This is a genomic window from bacterium (assembly GCA_008933615.1).
Taxonomy (GTDB): domain Bacteria; phylum CLD3; class CLD3; order SB21; family SB21; genus SB21.
In genome coordinates this window covers 59439-77872 of the sequence record WBUR01000006.1, presented here as the reverse complement: position 1 = coordinate 77872, position 18434 = coordinate 59439, and the positions used below count along the sequence as shown (strand labels likewise).

19 protein-coding genes are annotated in these 18434 nt (G+C 42.6%); 9 read left to right on the top strand and 10 right to left on the bottom strand.

Annotated elements, in window-relative coordinates; translation table 11 throughout:
* Nucleotides 1-17: 17 nt before the first annotated feature.
* Genes F9K33_03630 through F9K33_03610 form a run of 5 tightly spaced genes read right to left on the bottom strand, consistent with a single transcriptional unit; the run spans nt 18 to nt 3226 of the window.
* Nucleotides 18-515, bottom strand: coding sequence for an N-acetyltransferase (locus F9K33_03630; protein KAB2880894.1), 498 nt, complete (start codon nt 513-515; stop codon nt 18-20).
* A 31-nt stretch (nt 516-546) separates the two neighbouring features.
* Entirely contained in the window at nt 547-1227 is a 681-nt protein-coding gene (locus tag F9K33_03625; GenBank protein ID KAB2880893.1) for an aspartate/glutamate racemase family protein, read from the bottom strand.
* Between the two features lie 43 nt (nt 1228-1270).
* Nucleotides 1271-1747, bottom strand: coding sequence for a putative metal-dependent hydrolase (locus tag F9K33_03620; GenBank protein ID KAB2880855.1), 477 nt, complete (start codon nt 1745-1747; stop codon nt 1271-1273).
* A 17-nt stretch (nt 1748-1764) separates the two neighbouring features.
* A complete protein-coding gene (locus F9K33_03615; protein ID KAB2880854.1) occupies nt 1765-2271 on the bottom strand; it encodes a GNAT family N-acetyltransferase in 507 nt (168 codons plus the stop codon).
* Entirely contained in the window at nt 2258-3226 is a 969-nt protein-coding gene (locus F9K33_03610; GenBank protein ID KAB2880853.1) for an EamA family transporter, read from the bottom strand. The genes F9K33_03615 and F9K33_03610 overlap by 14 nt, the downstream gene beginning before the upstream one ends.
* A gap of 286 nt (nt 3227-3512) precedes the next feature.
* Here F9K33_03610 and F9K33_03605 point away from each other — a divergent pair, with 286 nt between their 5' ends.
* From F9K33_03605 to F9K33_03590, 4 genes are read left to right on the top strand one after another with little or no spacing between them, the layout of a single operon-like run.
* Nucleotides 3513-4232: an HAD family hydrolase gene (locus tag F9K33_03605; GenBank protein KAB2880852.1), complete on the top strand. Its 720-nt coding sequence runs from the start codon at nt 3513-3515 to the stop codon at nt 4230-4232.
* A gap of 10 nt (nt 4233-4242) precedes the next feature.
* Entirely contained in the window at nt 4243-4908 is a 666-nt protein-coding gene (locus F9K33_03600) for an HAD-IA family hydrolase (protein ID KAB2880851.1), read from the top strand.
* Complete coding sequence (locus F9K33_03595) at nt 4905-5420, top strand: SPOR domain-containing protein (protein ID KAB2880850.1); 516 nt, start codon at nt 4905-4907, stop codon at nt 5418-5420. Before F9K33_03600 ends, F9K33_03595 begins: the two co-directional genes overlap by 4 nt.
* Before the next feature lie 37 nt (nt 5421-5457).
* Entirely contained in the window at nt 5458-6363 is a 906-nt protein-coding gene (locus F9K33_03590; GenBank protein ID KAB2880849.1) for a 3-hydroxybutyryl-CoA dehydrogenase, read from the top strand.
* An 87-nt stretch (nt 6364-6450) separates the two neighbouring features.
* Here the strand turns inward: F9K33_03590 and F9K33_03585 are convergent, their stop codons facing one another.
* Nucleotides 6451-7041, bottom strand: coding sequence for an isoprenylcysteine carboxylmethyltransferase family protein (locus tag F9K33_03585; protein ID KAB2880848.1), 591 nt, complete (start codon nt 7039-7041; stop codon nt 6451-6453).
* Between the two features lie 149 nt (nt 7042-7190).
* On the opposite strand from F9K33_03585, the gene F9K33_03580 reads away from it, so the two are divergent.
* The 5 genes from F9K33_03580 to F9K33_03560 all read left to right on the top strand — a co-directional run bounded on the left by F9K33_03580 (nt 7191) and on the right by F9K33_03560 (nt 15890).
* Nucleotides 7191-8336, top strand: coding sequence for a hypothetical protein (locus tag F9K33_03580; protein ID KAB2880847.1), 1146 nt, complete (start codon nt 7191-7193; stop codon nt 8334-8336).
* A gap of 44 nt (nt 8337-8380) precedes the next feature.
* Nucleotides 8381-9061 (top strand): FecR domain-containing protein, encoded by a 681-nt coding sequence (locus F9K33_03575; protein ID KAB2880846.1) that lies wholly within the window; start codon nt 8381-8383, stop codon nt 9059-9061.
* Between the two features lie 222 nt (nt 9062-9283).
* Nucleotides 9284-13753, top strand: coding sequence for a choice-of-anchor D domain-containing protein (locus tag F9K33_03570; protein ID KAB2880845.1), 4470 nt, complete (start codon nt 9284-9286; stop codon nt 13751-13753).
* Nucleotides 13754-13804: 51 nt separating this feature from the next.
* On the top strand, nt 13805-14464 hold the full coding sequence (locus F9K33_03565) for an LPXTG cell wall anchor domain-containing protein (GenBank protein ID KAB2880844.1): 660 nt from the start codon (nt 13805-13807) through the stop codon (nt 14462-14464).
* Between the two features lie 139 nt (nt 14465-14603).
* Nucleotides 14604-15890 carry a serine hydroxymethyltransferase gene (locus tag F9K33_03560; protein KAB2880843.1) on the top strand — a complete coding sequence of 429 codons (1287 nt, stop codon included), beginning with the start codon at nt 14604-14606 and terminating at the stop codon, nt 15888-15890.
* A 6-nt stretch (nt 15891-15896) separates the two neighbouring features.
* On the opposite strand, the gene F9K33_03555 is transcribed toward F9K33_03560, so the two are convergent.
* The 4 genes from F9K33_03555 to F9K33_03540 are packed head-to-tail and all read right to left on the bottom strand — an operon-like array spanning nt 15897 to nt 18426.
* Nucleotides 15897-16202 (bottom strand): hypothetical protein, encoded by a 306-nt coding sequence (locus F9K33_03555; protein KAB2880842.1) that lies wholly within the window; start codon nt 16200-16202, stop codon nt 15897-15899.
* Between the two features lies 1 nt (nt 16203).
* Nucleotides 16204-16797, bottom strand: a complete 594-nt coding sequence (locus F9K33_03550) for a hypothetical protein (GenBank protein KAB2880841.1) — start codon at nt 16795-16797, stop codon at nt 16204-16206.
* Nucleotides 16798-16801: 4 nt separating this feature from the next.
* On the bottom strand, nt 16802-17617 hold the full coding sequence (locus F9K33_03545; GenBank protein ID KAB2880840.1) for a 2-hydroxyglutaryl-CoA dehydratase: 816 nt from the start codon (nt 17615-17617) through the stop codon (nt 16802-16804).
* Complete coding sequence (locus F9K33_03540; protein ID KAB2880839.1) at nt 17614-18426, bottom strand: 2-hydroxyglutaryl-CoA dehydratase; 813 nt, start codon at nt 18424-18426, stop codon at nt 17614-17616. Before F9K33_03540 ends, F9K33_03545 begins: the two co-directional genes overlap by 4 nt.
* Nucleotides 18427-18434: the final 8 nt, after the last annotated feature.

Below are 18434 nucleotides of genomic sequence, written 5' to 3'. Positions count from 1 at the left end.
TTCTCCATTTTTTGTTATTAATCTATTCCAACAACAGAACTTCTTCTTTCCATTAAAACAATATCACGCCAAAGTCCGTTGAGCTTGCCCAATTTTTCGCGCACACCTAAGATCTTGAAACCGCATTTTTTGTGAAGCTCTATGCTTGCTGTATTTTCTTTTAGTATTCCGGCCTGGATTGTCCAGATACCTTGCTTCTCCGAACTGCGAATCAGTTCCTCCAGAAGCAATTTCCCGATTCCTCGTCCGCGAAAGTTTCCCCCGATGTACACGCTTACTTCTGCAACACCGGCGTACACACATCGACCGGAAACCGGCGTCAATGCAGACCATCCGGTTACAATAGAGTCTTCTTTTGCAGTCAAACGGCATTCTTTCATGTGTGCCGCGTCCCACGATTCCCAGGATGGAATATTCGTTTCCAACGTGGCGTTTCCGGTGGCAATGCCTTCTTCGTAGATCGAACGAACGGCATCCCAGTCATTTGCGGTCATTTTTTTGATTTGAATGCTAATTACCGATTGCTTCATTTACGTTCACCGTGAGTTATGATAGTGAATATTCAACAATCGCTCTCGAATGAATTTTGGTCGTGTCAAATATTGGTATTGAAAAGTCCTTCTGGTCAATTAACATTGGGATTTCTGTACAACCCAGTATTATTCCTTCAGCACCACGTTCCACTAAATCTTTCACGATTGAAATATAATTCTGCTTTGTTTCGGGGCTAATCACGCCTCTGCCCAATTCCTCTTTCACTGTATACTGTACATAGTCTCTGGTTTCTTGCTTTTCCGGTATTAAAACCTCCAAGCCATTTTCTTCCAGCTTTTTTCTATAAAACTCCATTTCCATAGTAAATTTTGTTCCCAATAACCCCACCTTCGCTAGCTCTTGCTGTTTAACAGCTTTTGCAGTTTCCGTTCCTATATGAATAATTGGTAATTTTATTTTATCTTCAAGGTCGGCTGCAAATAGATGTGCTGTGTTAGCGCATAAAACGATGGCATCAACACCGCTTCTTTTTAAACTTAGGCAGGCATGTAATAAAAGCTCAAATGAATTTTCCCAGCCTTTTTCTTGAACGTCTCCAAAATTTAGCGAATAAATTATGCATTCGGCAAAATTCAGCCCACCTAATTTCTCATTAACCCCTTCATTTATGAACTTATAATAGTCCATGGTTGATATCCAGCTTACTCCACCCACTAGTCCTATTTTTTTCATTTTTCTCATACTTTTTTTGCTTTGCTTTTAATAGGTGCAGCTATCACCAGTTCTTCTTTACTCTAAGGTCTGTAATTTGTTTACAATGTTTTTCACCGTGATTGCCGTAGATATTCAAAAAAGTTTCGAGTGTCACATCGCCGCGTTCCGAATGATGTGCAGGCCGTTCCCATTCGGAATCTTTGACTTGATCGAGCAGGTAACCCCAGCGCGCATGCAGCGATTTGATGATGCTCAAAGAATTTTCAATCGGCATCTTCTTGCTGTCGTCAAGTTCCGCCCATGCATCCTGATTATATCCCTTGATGGAAGGTTTGTTTTCAGTCAGCGTGAGTTTCATTCGAATAAGTGCATTCATGTGCGAATCGGCAAGATGATGTACCACCTGGCGAGGCGTCCATCCGCCGACGCGATAAGGTGTGTCCAGCTGTGCGTCAGTCAGGTTCTTTACGGCCGACTCGATGAGAGATGGTAGATTCTTAATTTTTTCAATAAGTTCCTTGCGTTGCTCTTTCGTCATACATACTCCTAACTTAATTACACTTCATGTTCTTCCGTCTTATAAATTTTAAATCCGCATTTTTGATATAACTGCAAAGCGCCGGGATGATCGAGGGAACATGTATGTACCCACAATCTTTTCGGGTTTGTCTGCCATGCCGTCTTAATTGCCCATTGAAGAAAGAGTTTGCCTGACCCCTGACCAATAAAATCCGGCATCAATCCGAAATAGGAAATCTCAACATCGTTAATTTGTCTGAAGTCTAACTCAACATATCCTGCCGGCACTCCGTTCATGTAGAGAACATGAACCTCGACTTTTTCATCATGAATGATCGTTCTGAGGTCTTCATCGCTCAATTTTCTGCGGTCAACCCATTTCCAATGTTCACCCACCGTATTATATAAGAAACGATAAAATGAAACTGTAGGTCTGTTTGCCCGCATGATCAAAGCTCCTTCAGGATTACCTGAAGGAATATCTGCCGGCCTTTCGACCATCTCTAAATAAGTTGTTACGACCCTTGTTTTATTTTGTGCCATCTGATGTTTTTGTTATTTCGACGGATTCGACCTCTATCGGAATGGGTTTAAACTTTATTCCTGACGATTTTTCAATAATCTTCACTATGAGATCCCAATTAAAGATAATAATCGATACGGCCAATAACGCATACGCAGTAACAGCAAGCGGATCAAGTTTTTCATTATACACAAAAATACCGATGAGAAAACTCACAAGAGGATTGATGTAGATCAGAAACGCCAACTGGGAGGATTCCATACCGTTCAGCGCGAATAGATTCAGAAGCAAAGGCGTGATCGTGAAGACCACGGCAATAATCGTAATAAATATCCAAAAGTGCATATTCAGAACAGAACCCATCGCAGGAGCCGGATTAATAATCAACATGACCAAGGCGCCTATGATCATTTGAAGGGTCAAAGCCGTTTTACGGTTAAGAAACGTGTTGCGTTTCTGTGTGATCATGTAAAACGAATATGAAAAAGTAATACATGCAATGTAAACGATCTGATGAATGTCAATGTGAGCCATAAGATAACAACTTATACCGCTAAGAATAACGCCTGCCCACTTAAACGGATTCAATTTTTCTTTAAGAATAAAAAATGCAAGAAAAGTAGTGACGATCGGAAGAATGAGGTAAGCGAAAGATCCTGCATTCACGCTGATATTATTGATCACGTATACATACGCGATCCAGTTAGTGACTAAAAGCAATGCGCCGATGACATTCAGCGATATCATGCTGATAAAATCTCGCACGGAACGACGGTAAAGAGACGAAATATCCCACCAAGATTTCCTAAAGTTAAGGCTTAATATCATAGTAATTACCGCAGCTGCAATCCAGATTCTGTAAAAAATGATCTCATACGGATCATGAGCGCTGATTTGTTTAAAAAAAATCGGAACAAATCCCCAAATGACGTAGGAAAAAAATCCGGCTATAAAGTACTTTTTTGAAACACTCATTATGTTGTACTATAGATAAACAGTAAATTAAATAAAAACAATATGTATATACATATGATAAGATCCAATTATGGCAAATATTATATAGTCCAATATACAAATTGGCACAAAACAGTAGTCCAATATATTGTAAAAAATGTCAGTTGTAAAGAGCCAATTTGATTCAATCTGGCGTAGTCCATCTCAAGAGTTAAAATAAATCAAATTCAAGAATCCCTTCTCAAAAACACGTTGCTTTTTTTGTGTCGATTAAATAGATTGACTTAGTTAATTAACATGAGTTCTGATGATAAAAGCCGTTACGTTTGATCTCGGTAATACATTATTACGACAGGATAATATTGATTGGAAAAAACTCGAAAAGGCGGGATTTCTAAATCATATTAATATCTTTTCAAAACAGAATCTTTCCCATCCCACTTTGAAAGAATGGAATGATAAATACGATCAGGTTGCCGCGCAATTTTCTAAAATAGCTGAACGATCTCATCTGGAAATCCCGGTCGAAAAAATTTTTCAGACACTAAGAGAATATTTTAATATCCCGCCGGCCATCAGCACGCATAATTTGCTTTCTACGTTCTTCATTCCTTTGATGAATGCTCGTTTGCTGATGGACCATGCACAGGATGTTTTGCAGCATGTAAGTGACAGAAACCTACGCTGCGGAGTTATTTCTAATACCGTCGTTCCCGGTTTTCTTGCGCGGGAGGTTCTTGAACGATTGGAAATTGCGCGTTATTTTGATTTTACCTTGTTCTCCTCCGATTGCCTGTTCTCCAAACCGCACCCGATGATGTTCAATATCGCACTGGCAAGATTAGGCATAAAACCGTCACAAGCGCTGCATGTAGGCGATCAGGCCGATAAGGACGTGGCGGGGGCGCAAACCGTTGGCATGAAAACCGTCTGGATCAATCATGACCGGAAAAAAGCAAACAAGATCAAACCGGATTATGAAATTTTTTCATTAAATGAACTGCCGGCTTTGATTAAAAAAATATAATAACAATGCCGTGAAACACATTCATCAGGTCGTATTTGATTTTGATTACACGCTTGCGGATTCCTCTGAAGGAATTATTGCCAGTGTGAACCATGCGCTCACACAGATTGGAGAAAAAACGGCGGACCCAGCCGCCGTTCGCCAAATGATCGGGCATTCTCTCGAAGATACGTTCGCGAAGTTCGTTGATCCCTCCGACGAAAAAAAAATACAAACCTGCAAAAAGCTATTCTTGGATTTTGCAGATAACGGCGTCATGGTTAAAAATACTTTAATATTACAGGAAGTTGAGCAGACGTTGGAATGGCTGTATGAAAATTTTTACACCCTGGGTATCGTCTCAACTAAGAGACGATCTACCATCGAATCAATACTGGCTCACCATGACTTAGAAGATTTTTTTGATGTGATTTTAGGTTATGAAGACGTAAAAGAGCTAAAGCCGAATCCCGAAGGATTGTTAAGAGCGGTGGAGGAATTGGGTGGAAATAAAAATGATACGGTTTATGTTGGAGACAGCGTGATAGATATTCAAACAGCAAAAAACGCGGGTGTTTCTGTCATTGCCATTGCTTCCGGAATGACAACGGCTGAGGTTCTGCTGGCAAAATCTCCCGAAGTCTTAATTCGCAGCTTTGGTGAATTACAGAAATTGTTTAATCATTCTATGTTATGAAGCCATATTCCTTAATCATATATATTCTTTTGATTTCATGTACCGGCGTAAAAGAAACGGTTGCCCCGCGTATGGAATCGGAGGAAAGCAGCGATACTGAAAAGCAAGAAAAGTTTCGTTTTGATGAGAGTTTTGACCCGCTTACTTTGAATGATGATACATGGGTGATTGAAAAAAAATCACATCTTCACAAAAATCAAATGGTGACGTCCGGGGAAACAGACGAACGCGAGGCCGGTCACAAAAAAGAAATGAAAGAACAGATTGTGTTTGGATTTCGCGTCCAACTGTATTCGACAACGGATTATTACATGGCCCTTGGCGTTCGGGATGAGGCGGGTGCAAAATTACTTGACGATATTTATGTTGATTATGAACAGCCGTATTATAAAGTTCGTGCAGGAAATTTTACTATGCGCGAAAACGCAGAAGAGATCAAAAATATTGCAAAGTCTCTTGGGTATACCGATGCGTGGGTTATTCAAACGAATGTGCTGCTAAAAAAAAAATAATTTCAGTTCATTATTCATCAACAAGGAGATTACGATCATGGATGTAAAAAACATCAAAACCGTCGGCGTATTGGGATGCGGGCTTATGGGGGCGGGTATTGCACAAATTGCAGCGGCTGCAGGTTATAAAACCATTGCGCGTGAAGTGACGCAAGAGTTGGCCGACAAAGGGATCGGAAATATTAAAAAGCAATTGGAAAGAAATGCTGCAAAAGGTAAAATCACGTCGGAAGAAAAGGACAAGACTATCGCTAATCTGACCGGAACGGCCAGCTTGGACGACCTGAAAAATTGCGACGTGATTATCGAAGCGATCACAGAAGACATCAAACTAAAGGGTGAAATTTATTCATACTTAGATAAAATTTGTCCTGCCCATACTATATTTGCTTCCAATACGTCCAGCTTGACCATAACGGAAATGGCTGCTTACACACAACGTGCAGACCGTTTTTGCGGGATGCACTTTTTTAATCCGGTGCCGGTGATGAAACTCGTTGAGATCGTTAAGGGCGTACGGACGTCGGATGAGACTTTTGATACCGCTTTTGAACTTGGAAAAGCGCTTGGAAAAACTCCGATTGCCGCGAAGGACAATTCCGGATTTGTAGTCAACTTCTTATTAGTGCCCTATCTCCTCGGGGCCATTCGCGCAGTGCAAAACGGAACCGCATCGATAGAAGATATTGATAAAGGAATGATGTTGGGCTGCGGATATCCAATGGGTCCGCTTACTTTGCTGGATTTTGTGGGAATTGACACGACGTACCGCATTGCGGAAATCATGTTAAAAGAATACGGAGAATCCATGTATGCATGCCCTCCGCTCTTAAGAAAAATGTTCATGGCCGGTTTTTACGGAAAGAAATCAGGTAAAGGTTTTTATGACTATTCTACCGGTACTCCCGTTGTGAATCCGGAAATCGTCAGTTATATCAAGTAAAACGACATTGCCTTGTGTTTTCACTTGATCGATTCAATGGAGGTTGTCACTACTGACAGCCTCTTTTTTTTTCGGCTGAAACGCGCGCTAAAGCGTATAGTTCTTTATTACCATTGCAGAGAAAGCCAAAACTAAGACGATCAAGGTTGTTTTCTCGGATTGTAGAGCCATTGCAGGATCAAATTCTTGTGCAGAATCGATCTGCAGGTTTGTACGAAAGAGGGGAAAAAAACGCGGAACCGAAAGCATATACCGTTGGTATCTCAGGTCAAATTGTAGCATCAACACGGTTTCCTCATAAAGGGCGATTGAATAATAGACAAACATAAAAAAAACAAAGGTCATCAGAGAAAATAGGGGAAAGAAAACATTTGACAATACGGTGAATCCTAAATATATTAACATATTACCAAGATATATAGGGTTTCTCACAAAACGGTAAGGGCCGCTCATTACCAATTTTTCTGCGTCCGCATAATTGGTTTTTCGTGATAAAACCCCAAGGTACCCGACGGAAAAAATTCTTAAACATTCGCCTAACCCAATCAGCAGGAAACCTGTTAAGAAAAAAATCAATTCAATTCTTGAGTAAAAAAAACAAGCGATATAAAACGGAATCGGAGTCAAACCTCTTATCCTAAAAAAAACTTTCCCTAAGCTGACAACGAGAGTTTTCATTTAGTGTATGTTTAATATATGTTTATGTTTGTGACCAATGTCACAGCATCTGTGAAGTGAGTTTTCTATATTTATAGACCTGTCGATAATAATTATAATTTAAATATATCAATCTGAAAATTTCGAAACTTAATCGCAAGGAGAAACTTATGAAAAAGAGTTTTATTTTAGACCAAATAAGGCTGACAGCATTTGTTGTGCTTGCCTTCGCGGTCTTTTCTTTTCAACCGCTGTTTGCGCAATGTGACACTGATAGCGGCGTGGTTATTAATATTCGCCCCGATGCCCCGCTTCAATTCTCATTCTTTCCGGTTAGTTTACTAGGTATCGGTAGATCAGACGCGAATCTTTCAGCGTTTCAGAATTTCGGAATTCAAATAACAAATCCGACTCTGTCCGCGAAGCACATTACGCTTAAGGTTGAATTATTCGATGGTTCGACACCAATGTTTCAGCAAAATCTCCTAGTAACTTTGACCGTTCCGAGTAATCAACCACTATTCATTGCCGTGCCTCAACTTCTGAACGTGAAGAGTCTTGCCAACAAAAGGGTTGGAGCGCCGTTCCAAACCCCAAGAATTTCAGATGACTATATTAAGAAATTAAAAGGCGGCTTACCAAGCGGTACGTTTGAATTCAAGATATCCACCTCGGATTTTCCAACTGTGCCTACTTCTTCTTGTAAATCCATTGTTATTCAGGTTCTTTCCGGCGCAACCGTTGACGTGATCATGCCTGCAAACGGAAGCACAGTTTCTTCATTACCCCAGTTTCAATGGTCAGCGGTCGGGGGGCAAAAATTCAAATTAACAATCGCAAAACTCAAACCGAATCAGACCCAGGAAGATGCTTTGAATAATTCTTCCCAGCGCGCAATTATTGAACTTGGTTCTACTTCGTATCAAACGACCGCTGGTGGACCTACAGGTGGCGGCGGCGCAACATTGATCGAAAACAACCTCACATGGAATCCAGGACTTCTGGACGGCGAGTACTGTTACCGGGTTACGATGGTGCAGCAAGATCCTATCACCGGAACACAAAATCTGGTCAACAGCAACATTGCTAATTTTACCGTCAGCGGTTCTGGCGGAACAATCAACACGAGTGGTTTAAATACGGATGAGATCATTGGCCTGTTATCGGCAGCGGCCAAAGGCGTAAATATTGCAGATTTACTCAAGGGCTATAGCGCATTTTCAATCGAGATCAACGGCAAAGCGGCGACGGTGGATGAATTGCGCACAAAGTTAGGCGACATATCCGCCAGTGCAAAATGGTCGATCAAACCATAAAAATTATATTAATTTAAATAATAGCAATTGGAGTAAAGATCATTATGAAAAATCTAATTTTTAAATTCGTGGCTGTTTTCGTGGTCGCATCGATCACGATTGGTGCCACTGTTTATTTGGCTCAGGCCAACGATAACAAAGCTGTCGCTTTTGTCGTGAAAGCGTTGGGCAAAGCACAATCTAAAACTGGAAAAAGCTGGTCGACTCTGAGCAAAGGTTCCCGCCTGTTTTCAGGGGATGAAGTCAAAACGAGCGGCGACGGGTATGCAGCGGTGATGTTCCTGGATGACAAAAGCATCGTCAAAGTCAAACCGAATTCGATCCTGAAAATTCAAGGAACGTATGAAGGCAAATCCATCAGCAAACAGCTTGTCATGGATGTCGGAGAACTTTTCGTCAAGGTTTCCAAACAAAAAGGTTCGTTCCAGGTTGCAACGCCGACATCAGTGGCGTCTGTCAAGGGAACTGAGTTTTGGGTCATGGAAGGTACCGGCGGAACAACGATCGTCGGACTTGAAGGTTTGATAGAAATTACCAATAAAATCACAAATCAAACTTCCAACGTCAGCGCAGGCCAAACCGGCAGATCAACGAAAGCCGGCGAAATCACGGTTGAAGAAACTAAAGAGTCGGATATTCCGGATGCCGGAGATCTGAAAGAAGAAATCATCATTCGTTTCAAGGATGCTGACGGCAAAGAAAAAGAAGTTAAGATCCAATACTAATAAAAACGTTAAAAGAATATTTGAAACCCGGAAAGTTATAAACTTTCCGGGTTTTTTATTAAACCGTTGGTCATTTTCATCTTGACAATAGCGCATACACGGGCTATTTTACTTAGTTCTCTATATTCACACCTCTCTTGATTGTATACATAATAAGTTCTTATCCATTCTAAAACAAATTCATTAAAACTATTTAAAGATTCAACTCTTGAGGAGAAGAATATGCCACTTGCTACAAAACTACGATTTACACTCTTTTGCTTTTTCTTCTGGGCTCTGGCAAATCAGGCCCAATCCCAAACAAGCTGGGTCAATCTTGGTCCGGACGGAGGGGATTATGATGCAATGGCTATTGATTTTAAAAATCCGGCGGTAATGTATGCCGGAACACGATCAGGTCAGATATACAAGACGGTTAATGAAGGCCAATCATGGGTTTTTCTGACTAATGTTCAGGATTATATCACTAAACTTATTGTTGATTCATCCAATAGCGGCCGCATCTATGCAGGAACCGGTAATGGCAACATATTTTATTCAATTGATGAAGGCGTTTCATGGAGCCAATCGTTGACTACTATAGGAACAGAGCACATCGGATTTATTAATGACATACAGATCAATCCTCTTAATCCCACACAGCTATTTACCTTTGATACGGAGAAACTTTACAAGAGTTTGAATGGCGGAAAAAGTTGGCAAAAGGTGAGAACTTTAGGAGATTCTCTTAATTTGTTGACCGCATTTGCCTTTGATCCTCAAAACCCGTCCGGTAAGATGTATGCGGCATCGGGAACCGAACTTTTTTCATCTGAGAATGGCGGAGTCGATTTTGGGACGCCTTTATTGAATTTAATGCCAGGATGGCGAATCGCAAAAATATATGTTGAACAGAACATAACGTCCACAGTACACATTCTTATTGGACGTGCAGACAGCACGAAAATACTTCGCAGTAATAACGGAGGCGCTTTGTGGACGGTCACGTATGCTTCGAATAAAGGATTAACTGCCGGTTATGTTCAATCCAATTTTTTTAGTTGGCAGCAACGAGAGATTGGGTCGCCCGAGCACGTCGTTGCCTCACCCATCGGTTTACTAAAGACCAATAATGGCGGTGCATCTTGGTACCAGTTGCTATCTGCTCAAGGTGATTTGAATATGATCCGTGGGGGTACCTTTGTCAGATCGCCGGCTGATACGGGACGCTTCTATGCAAATTATGATAAAAATGCTACAAAAATGATTATCACGAGTTCGGGTGTCGTAAGCCTGACAGAAATTACTATCGGCCTGAATGCGAATGACATAAAGAAAATTCTTTTTGCTAATGGGCCTTTCATTGTTGCCCAAACAGGAACACAGGATCTTATAGGAAGTTTAAATTACGGCGCCGACTATTTGACCATTACGGGTATAGGACCTAATAACGATATCCGAACTTTCGATTATTATCAGGGGCCGAATAATTCGACTGACGGCGATGACACCTCGCGTTATGTGCTGCAAAACGGCAAGATTTTTGATACCAGACAACCGGTACCTTGGGATTCCGTCGATTTTCCAGGGAGTATGAATCTCGTCGTGGATGCAGTCAGTTTTCATTATTCTTTTGGAGTAGCTTCGCCCATTGGAATGGTTGCAGCGGTCGGATCCAATTCAAGCCCAAACGGAGCAGTAGTAGTTAGTTCCAATTTTGGAAAGTCCTGGCAGACCCTTGATATGACGCCATTTATCGGCCATAAGGTAAAACACGTTGCAGCGTATTACGATCAAATACGTCAGTTCACACGAATTTTTGCATCGACGGATGATAAAATCTATTATATGCCATATGGACAAAGTTCGACATGGAGCCTGGTTTATACGGATGCAAGCAATACAATTCAGAATTTCGTAATAGATCGTAATCCTGATCTTAGAAATAACATTCTTGTTTGGAGACAAGGCAATCGTCTGGAATTCGGGAGCCTGGAGCACGGACCTCAGCTATACCAATTTGAGGATGTCAGTTCATCCATATTGAATCTTATTCCCACAGGCGGAGTAATCCAAAATCTCTTTACCGGTGAGGATGGGTATTACTTGCTTATAGAGACTTATGGGAACAATTCAGGTTTTCGGCGCATATACAAAACGAGCTTTGCTAATAATGTGCATTGGGCAGAAATTACGGAATCGCCGGTTGATCAGCTTCGGGTAGCTAATCTGGTAACTTTACGCGACAACAGCAATAATGTGTTGGTCTACGCGGCAGCGAATAACGGCATTTGGACACTGACACAGACGGCCATTGTAACGAGAGACACCGCAGTAGCTTCGTTACCCACTTCGGTTGCATCAGACTCCGCTGCCCTATTAGTCAATTTCTACAACACAGGAACCGCGAATCTAGATCTGGATTCAATCGGAATCAGTGGTGATCTTTCCGGAAGTTTCAGAATTCAAAATATTCAGGGGCATTATGTTGTTCAATTAAAATCTGTATTACAAGTGCCGGTCGTATTTACGCCTCAGACTTTAGGAATCAAAGAGGCCACACTTCGGGCGGTATACAGAGTTAGGGCATCAACCGGTTTTGGTGATAGCGCCGTTGTCTTGACGACCCGGTTAACAGGCAATACCAAAGCCGCTCGAATCACGACCAATCTCAAAGGCGATTCTTTGGATGTTCGTGGCGTGCTGCTCAATGCAACGCAGACAGCCAGTTTTGTGCTAGCCAATACCGGTGATGATGCGCTGTACATCAGTGATATTTATTTGCAAAGCGGAGCAAATTTCAATATCGCTGATGTTAACGGAACGGACAGCACTCAATTGACAGTGCCGCCCAGTCGGACGATACCTATAACGATTAGTTTTACACCTGATTCAAATAAATCTTATGAAGACAATTTGGTCATTCGCAGCAACGCATACAACTTTCTCAATAACAATAAAGATTCTCTCCACACATTCAAAATCTTAGGAACGGGTTCTGCGATCTCGTTTGACGCTTCCGCAGTAGACCCACAACTGAATAATGATTTAAGCATCGACATAACCCTTCAAAAAATCAACGTCTCCGATTTGACCGGTATTCTCAAATATAGGGCAACCGGGAGCGGCAATGCAGGTTACAAGCAGCGCTCTATGATGCCAAAATCCGGGATTGCCGGCCCCAATGCAGTTCTTAGAGCTACTATTCCATCCGACGAAATTACTGAGGCCGGTCTGGAGTTTTTTGTACAAATAAGTTCCGGCACAACGATCGTTCAATTTCCGGATGATGGAGAATTCAATCCTTATGCACTTAGCGTGTCTGTAAAATCTGCGCCGGGTCTAAACAGCAGCAGCACATTAACGCTTCCGGGCGGCACATCTAACAAAGCTTATCGCCTGGTTTCATTTCCCATAACGTTGAATGACAAAACCCCGCAGGGAGCTTTTGGTGCAAGCAATATGGGGGAACTGGGGGATAAGGGCGATTGGCAATTGTATCGGTATGACAACAGTCAATTCATCAAAGCCTCTGATGGATCTTTTGGTACAATTAATTCCGGCCAGTCGTACTTATGCATTACTCGAAAACCAAAAATACTCAACTCCGGAACCGGAAAAACCGTTACACCTGAAGAGGCAATAACACTGATTAATAGCGGATGGAATATGATTTCCAATCCCTATACGTTTGATATTTCGTGGTTGGTTATAGCAAATCTAAACGACAAAATTGATCTTACCAATCTTGTGGTACTGGACAACGGGCGATTCAAATACGTTGACCAGGAACAAGCGCTTGATCTAAAACTGGAACCATGGAAAGGCTACTTTTATTACTCAGATCCCGATAGCGGCAGTTTCACACTCTATTACCCGGCACTCAATGCAACTGCAGCAGGAAAAGTTTCGCCATCACAAAAAACTCGATTGCCGGAAAAAAATAATTTAGGTTTAAAAGAATATATAATTGCATTGAAACTAAAACCTGAAAGTGATGACGATTTTTCAACTTATCGTTTAGGCGAATTACAGGATGCTCAGATAGGCATGGATCGTTTTGATAAACAACTATTACCTGTGCTTAGTCGAGATGAAGTACAACTGCAATTTGTTAATGATCAAAGAATCTATCTCAATTCAGAATTCAAATCTATAAGTCAGGATGGAAATTACTGGGATTTTGAAATAAAGGCGGCATCGGGTAAGCAAACCGTTGAGCTAGCCTGGACTGGAATTGAAACCGTGTCGGCTAATCGTGAAATCGTCCTTGTAGATCGGGATCGGGCCACTAAGATCGATCTTAAAACTGAGCAGAAGGTGGTATTGTCTGTTTCGGCAAATGAAACACATCATTACCGTCTGCTTGTTGGAACGAAACAGTACATTGAGTCAACAGAAATATTGACCATACCCGCGTCATTCTATTTGACACAAAACTATCCGAACCCTTTCAATCCGACGACAACGATTAAGTATGGACTTCCGCAATCTGCACGGGTGCAGCTGATCGTATACAATGCGCTGGGTCAGAAGGTAAGGACATTGGTCAATTCAGAACAAACGGCGGCATCATACAGCGTGTTATGGGATGGAAGGAATGATTATGGTATTGGTGTAGCCAGCGGGATGTATTTCTATCGCCTTGAAGTCAGAACTGCTAATGCCAAAAAAGCATTTACGCAAACTCATAAAATGATTTTTGTTAAGTAATTTTATAAGAAATTTCAAAAACGTGCTTATAAATGTGAAAAAGGATTGAGTATGAATAAATTGAACAGACCTATCGCCGTTACAATTGCAGTTATGTTCTTTAATTTGCAGATTGGTTCAACGGTTTTCATCCCGACCCGTCTGGTCGCCCAAGAAAAAAGTAAGGATAATAAGCCGGTAGTTGCGGTTTTGGATCTACAGGTAAGTGGAGGAATATTGAAATCGGAAGCCGCGGCCTTATCGGACCGATTACGAAGCGAAATGCAGGAGTTAAAAAAATTCGATCTGATAGAGCGCTCGCAAATGGATGCCCTCCTAAAAGAACAGGATTTCTCGATATCTGAACTGAGCGAATCCAACGCGGCGAAAGCAGGAAAGCTTTTGAGCGCGGAACAAGTAGCTATTGGCACCATTGGGAAAGTTGGCAGGACTTACACGGTTGACGTCAGGCTTATTGAAGTGGAAACCGGAAAGGTTATCAATTCTTCCAAACAAGACTATATCGGCCCTACCGAAGGTCTAGTTCAAGTCATGAGGAACATAGCAAGAATATTTGCCGGACTGGAGCCGATGAAAATTAAATTAGAGAGTAATACGATTTGGTGGGTTCTTGGAGGTTTAGCCATTGGCGGAGGCGCCGGGGCTTTTCTATTGCTGAAGAAAAAAGAAAGCGGAACGGCTTCTTTTGCAAGCCCGCCCGCTCTGCCTTAATTGTTTCAAGCTAATTCACAAAACCTCGAATATATATTCGAGGTTTTTTTATAGTAGATATTGATTGTGAAGCAAAAAATTTGCAAAATATTACCCTGATGAAAACACCGGGTTCTATTGAATTTTTTGAAAGGTAAAAATGCAATTTATAGAAAAGCAAGATCCGGAAATTTTTAAAACCATAATTAGCGAGAAAACCCGTCAGAACACGACGCTGGAAATGATCGCTTCGGAAAACTTTGTCAGCCAGGCCGTAATGGAAGCGGCAGGAACGGTTTTGACGAATAAATATGCGGAAGGTTATCCCGGGAATCGGTACTATGGCGGGTGCGAGTTCGTTGACATCGCGGAAAATATCGCGCGTGAAAGGGCGAAAGAATTATTTAAATGCGACTACGCCAATGTTCAGCCGCATTCAGGAAGTCAGGCGAACATGGCGGTATATTTTACGATATTGCAGCCTGGCGATACCATCATGGGTATGAATCTCGCTCATGGCGGACATTTGACTCACGGGAGTCCTGTAAATTTTTCCGGAAAAATGTACAAAGTTGTGGCATACGGGGTGAAGAAAGAAACCGGACGAATTGATTATGACGAACTTTTCAAAGTTGCTCGTGAACATAAACCCAAACTGATCATCGCCGGCGCCAGCGCTTATCCTCGGTTTATTGAATATGAAAAATTTCGAGAGATTGCCGATGAAATTGGAGCGTATCTCATGTCCGATATGGCGCATCCGGCTGGGCTCATAGCGGCCGGGATTCATCCGAGTCCAATACCGCATTGTGATTTTGTAACGACGACAACGCATAAAACGTTGCGCGGCCCACGTTCAGGCCTAATTTTGATGGGGAAAGATTTTGAAAACCGTCTTGGAATTACTGCGCCTAAATCCGGCAGAGTTAAAATGATGTCTGAAATTCTAGATAGTACCGTAATGCCTGGAATTCAGGGCGGACCATTGATGCATATTATCGCCGCCAAAGCGGTTGCATTCAAAGAAGCGCTGCAGCCGTCATTCAAAGTTTACGCTAAACAAGTTGTGTCAAACGCCCAGGCTCTTGCGCAAACGTTGGTTGACTTGGGCTACGACCTCGTTTCAGGCGGAACGGATAATCATCTCATACTGGTCGATCTGACCCGGAAGCATATTACAGGCAAAAAAGCAGAAAATATTCTCGAGCATGCAGGAATTACGGTTAATAAAAACATGGTTCCTTTTGACACTCAATCGCCGTTCGTAACGAGCGGGATCCGTATCGGCACGGCAGCTTTGACCACGCGCGGAATGAAGGAGTCGGAAATGAAAAAAATAGCAGATTTTATTGACCGCGCTATCAAACAGGCAGATAGTGAAATAGCATTAGATAAAATAAGGCAGGAAGTGGTAGAATTGGCTAAAGGATTTCCATTGTATACCTAATCCTTATCAGTCTGATTTATATTGCTTCATTTTAGAAAGTTTTCGCGTGTACAAGACACAAAATTTTTTTACAACTATCTCGCATCCATGGCAATCTTCAGACATAGAGCCGCTGTCAAAAGGAACGCGTTTCACTTCATAACCTAAATCGAGATACGTTGCTTCAGAATCTTTAGCCATTCGTTCGTCCGCTATAAATCTTCGTTCCCATCCTTCCTTTATAAGCGTTTCGTCTTCATACGTACAGCCCGAACCGCCATCGTGGTTTTTTTGTCCAAGAATCGGCAATTTTGTGTTTTGCGATGTATACATACTAGGCGAATTGAATAACTAGTTCAGATATACTTTTTTCAGGGAACGGAACATTAAAATAGTTACAACATGATTTTGCGGAAGTAATAAATTCCTTGTGACGATTTCCCCCGGCATCCTTTTCAACTGCAACACAATCTTTCCACAGTTTTTCCGCATCTTCCGATTGGCAGAGTTCTTCGATCATCGGAAACACCACTTTGTCTTCCCGCTCTATGTGTCGGCGCAGCATATCAGTGAGATCAAGCGCATTGTCACTGAATACGCTTATTGCATGAGGATCGCCTTCCCCCGCTTTATTCAGGCTTTTAATCATTTCTCCGACATAGCCCCTGCCTTGAGAATGTTCTTCTATCAGAACTTCAACAGGCCCATGCCCTCCCGTTTTAGCATCTGAAAATTTAAATAAAACATCTTCCTCTTTCCCGTGATGACAAGCATCCGCGAATTCACGGAGAAATGTGATAATAGTCAGTGCGTATGCGCTATCCAATTTCTTCTGACGTTGCATATTGTCAACAAGACGTTCAAGACATAACAACATAGACTCAATGACGCGGTGTTCCTGAACCAGAATTTGAATGGCGGTTATCATAGTATTATGCAGTTATAGTCGCTGTTTTCTCAATTTGATGTAATCGTAAATGCCCAAGCAATGCGGCGCCCGTCGCGGTAACATATTGCGGCAGATCTCCGTCTGGAACATTCACCGTTCCGGTCAATTGGTTTCCGATCGATCGTGCCATGGTATCCCATCTCAAGATACCGCCGATCAGAATGTAGGTTGGCTCTGCTTTAATTCTTGTGAGAAGCTGTACGGATCGATCTGTCAGCGACGAAATGGCGCCGTACATAATATCTTCCGGCGGAACACCTTCGGATAAATGACTGATGACCTCCGATTCCGCAAATACAGCACACACGCCTGAGATTGGAACTTTCTGCTTTGACAAATGCAGCAGCGAGCCTATATCCGAAGTACTGTACCCCATATACCGGGCCGTCTTCTCTAGAAAAGCGCCTGTGCCGGCCGCGCACTTGTCATTGAGGCGAAACGTGACGACTTTTCCTTTATCGTCAACGCGCGTAGCCTTCATCGTCTGACCGCCAATGTCGAGAATAGTGCGAGTTGTCGGAAAAAGCATCTGTGAACCGCGAGCCGAGGCGGTCAGGTCAGTGACCTGAAGATCTCGAAACGGAACCATGTGGCGGCCGTAGCCGGTAGTGATAATGTATTTTATGTTCTCTCTAATAAGTCCGGCTGAGCGAATGGCTTCTGCGAGAACCGATTCCGACGTCTCGACCAGTTTTGATCCTGTAGGCGCCATGGCCTTGCCGAAAATGGACTGATCCTCAGACAAGATTACCGCTTTGATATACGTTGATCCCATATCCAATCCTGCTGTGTATTTCATACGGCCTCCTTTGCATGAGGCTTCCGGCTTGCAATAATATGATCCATCGCAAACAAAGCCGCACCAAGAGCGCCCATATAATGAGAGTCTTCGCTGATATTGATTTTATGTTGAAGGCTTTCCTCTAGCGCTTTTATCATTCCCGTGTTTTTCGCAACACCTCCGGTAAACGAGACTTCATCTTCAACTCCCACTCTCTTTAAGAGTCCGGTGGATCGTGATGCAATAGACTGATGAACGCCCCATAGAATATCTTCGACTTTTTTTCCTTTCCCAAGCCAGGACAATATCTCAGATTCCGCGAAAACCGTACATGTAGTGCTGATGCGCACGCTTCGCTGAGCAAGCAGTGCGGTAGGGCCTAAATTATCCAGCGGAATATCCAGCGTTACCGCCGCCGCGCCGAGAAACCTTCCGGTTCCTGCCGCACATTTGTCGTTCATGCAGAAATCTATGATCTCGCCCTTATCGTTCACACGAATAGCTTTGCTGTCCTGGCCGCCCATATCGAGCACGGTGCGGGTCTTCGGAAACATGTGAACGGCGCCGCGTCCGTGACAACTTATTTCGGTGATTTGCTTATTACCGAAGGTGACCTTGTATCGTCCATAGCCAGTGCCGATAACAAACTCCACTTCCTGTTCGCCTATACCGGCAAGTTCAACCGCCTGCTTGAAAGCGTTTTCTGCGGCCATGGTCACATTCGCGCCGGTGTCAATGAGCGATCGCTGCACGATACGGCGGCGCTCATCGATAATCACTGCTTTTGTTTGAGTGGAACCGACATCCACTCCTGCTGCATATGCCATTACTCGAC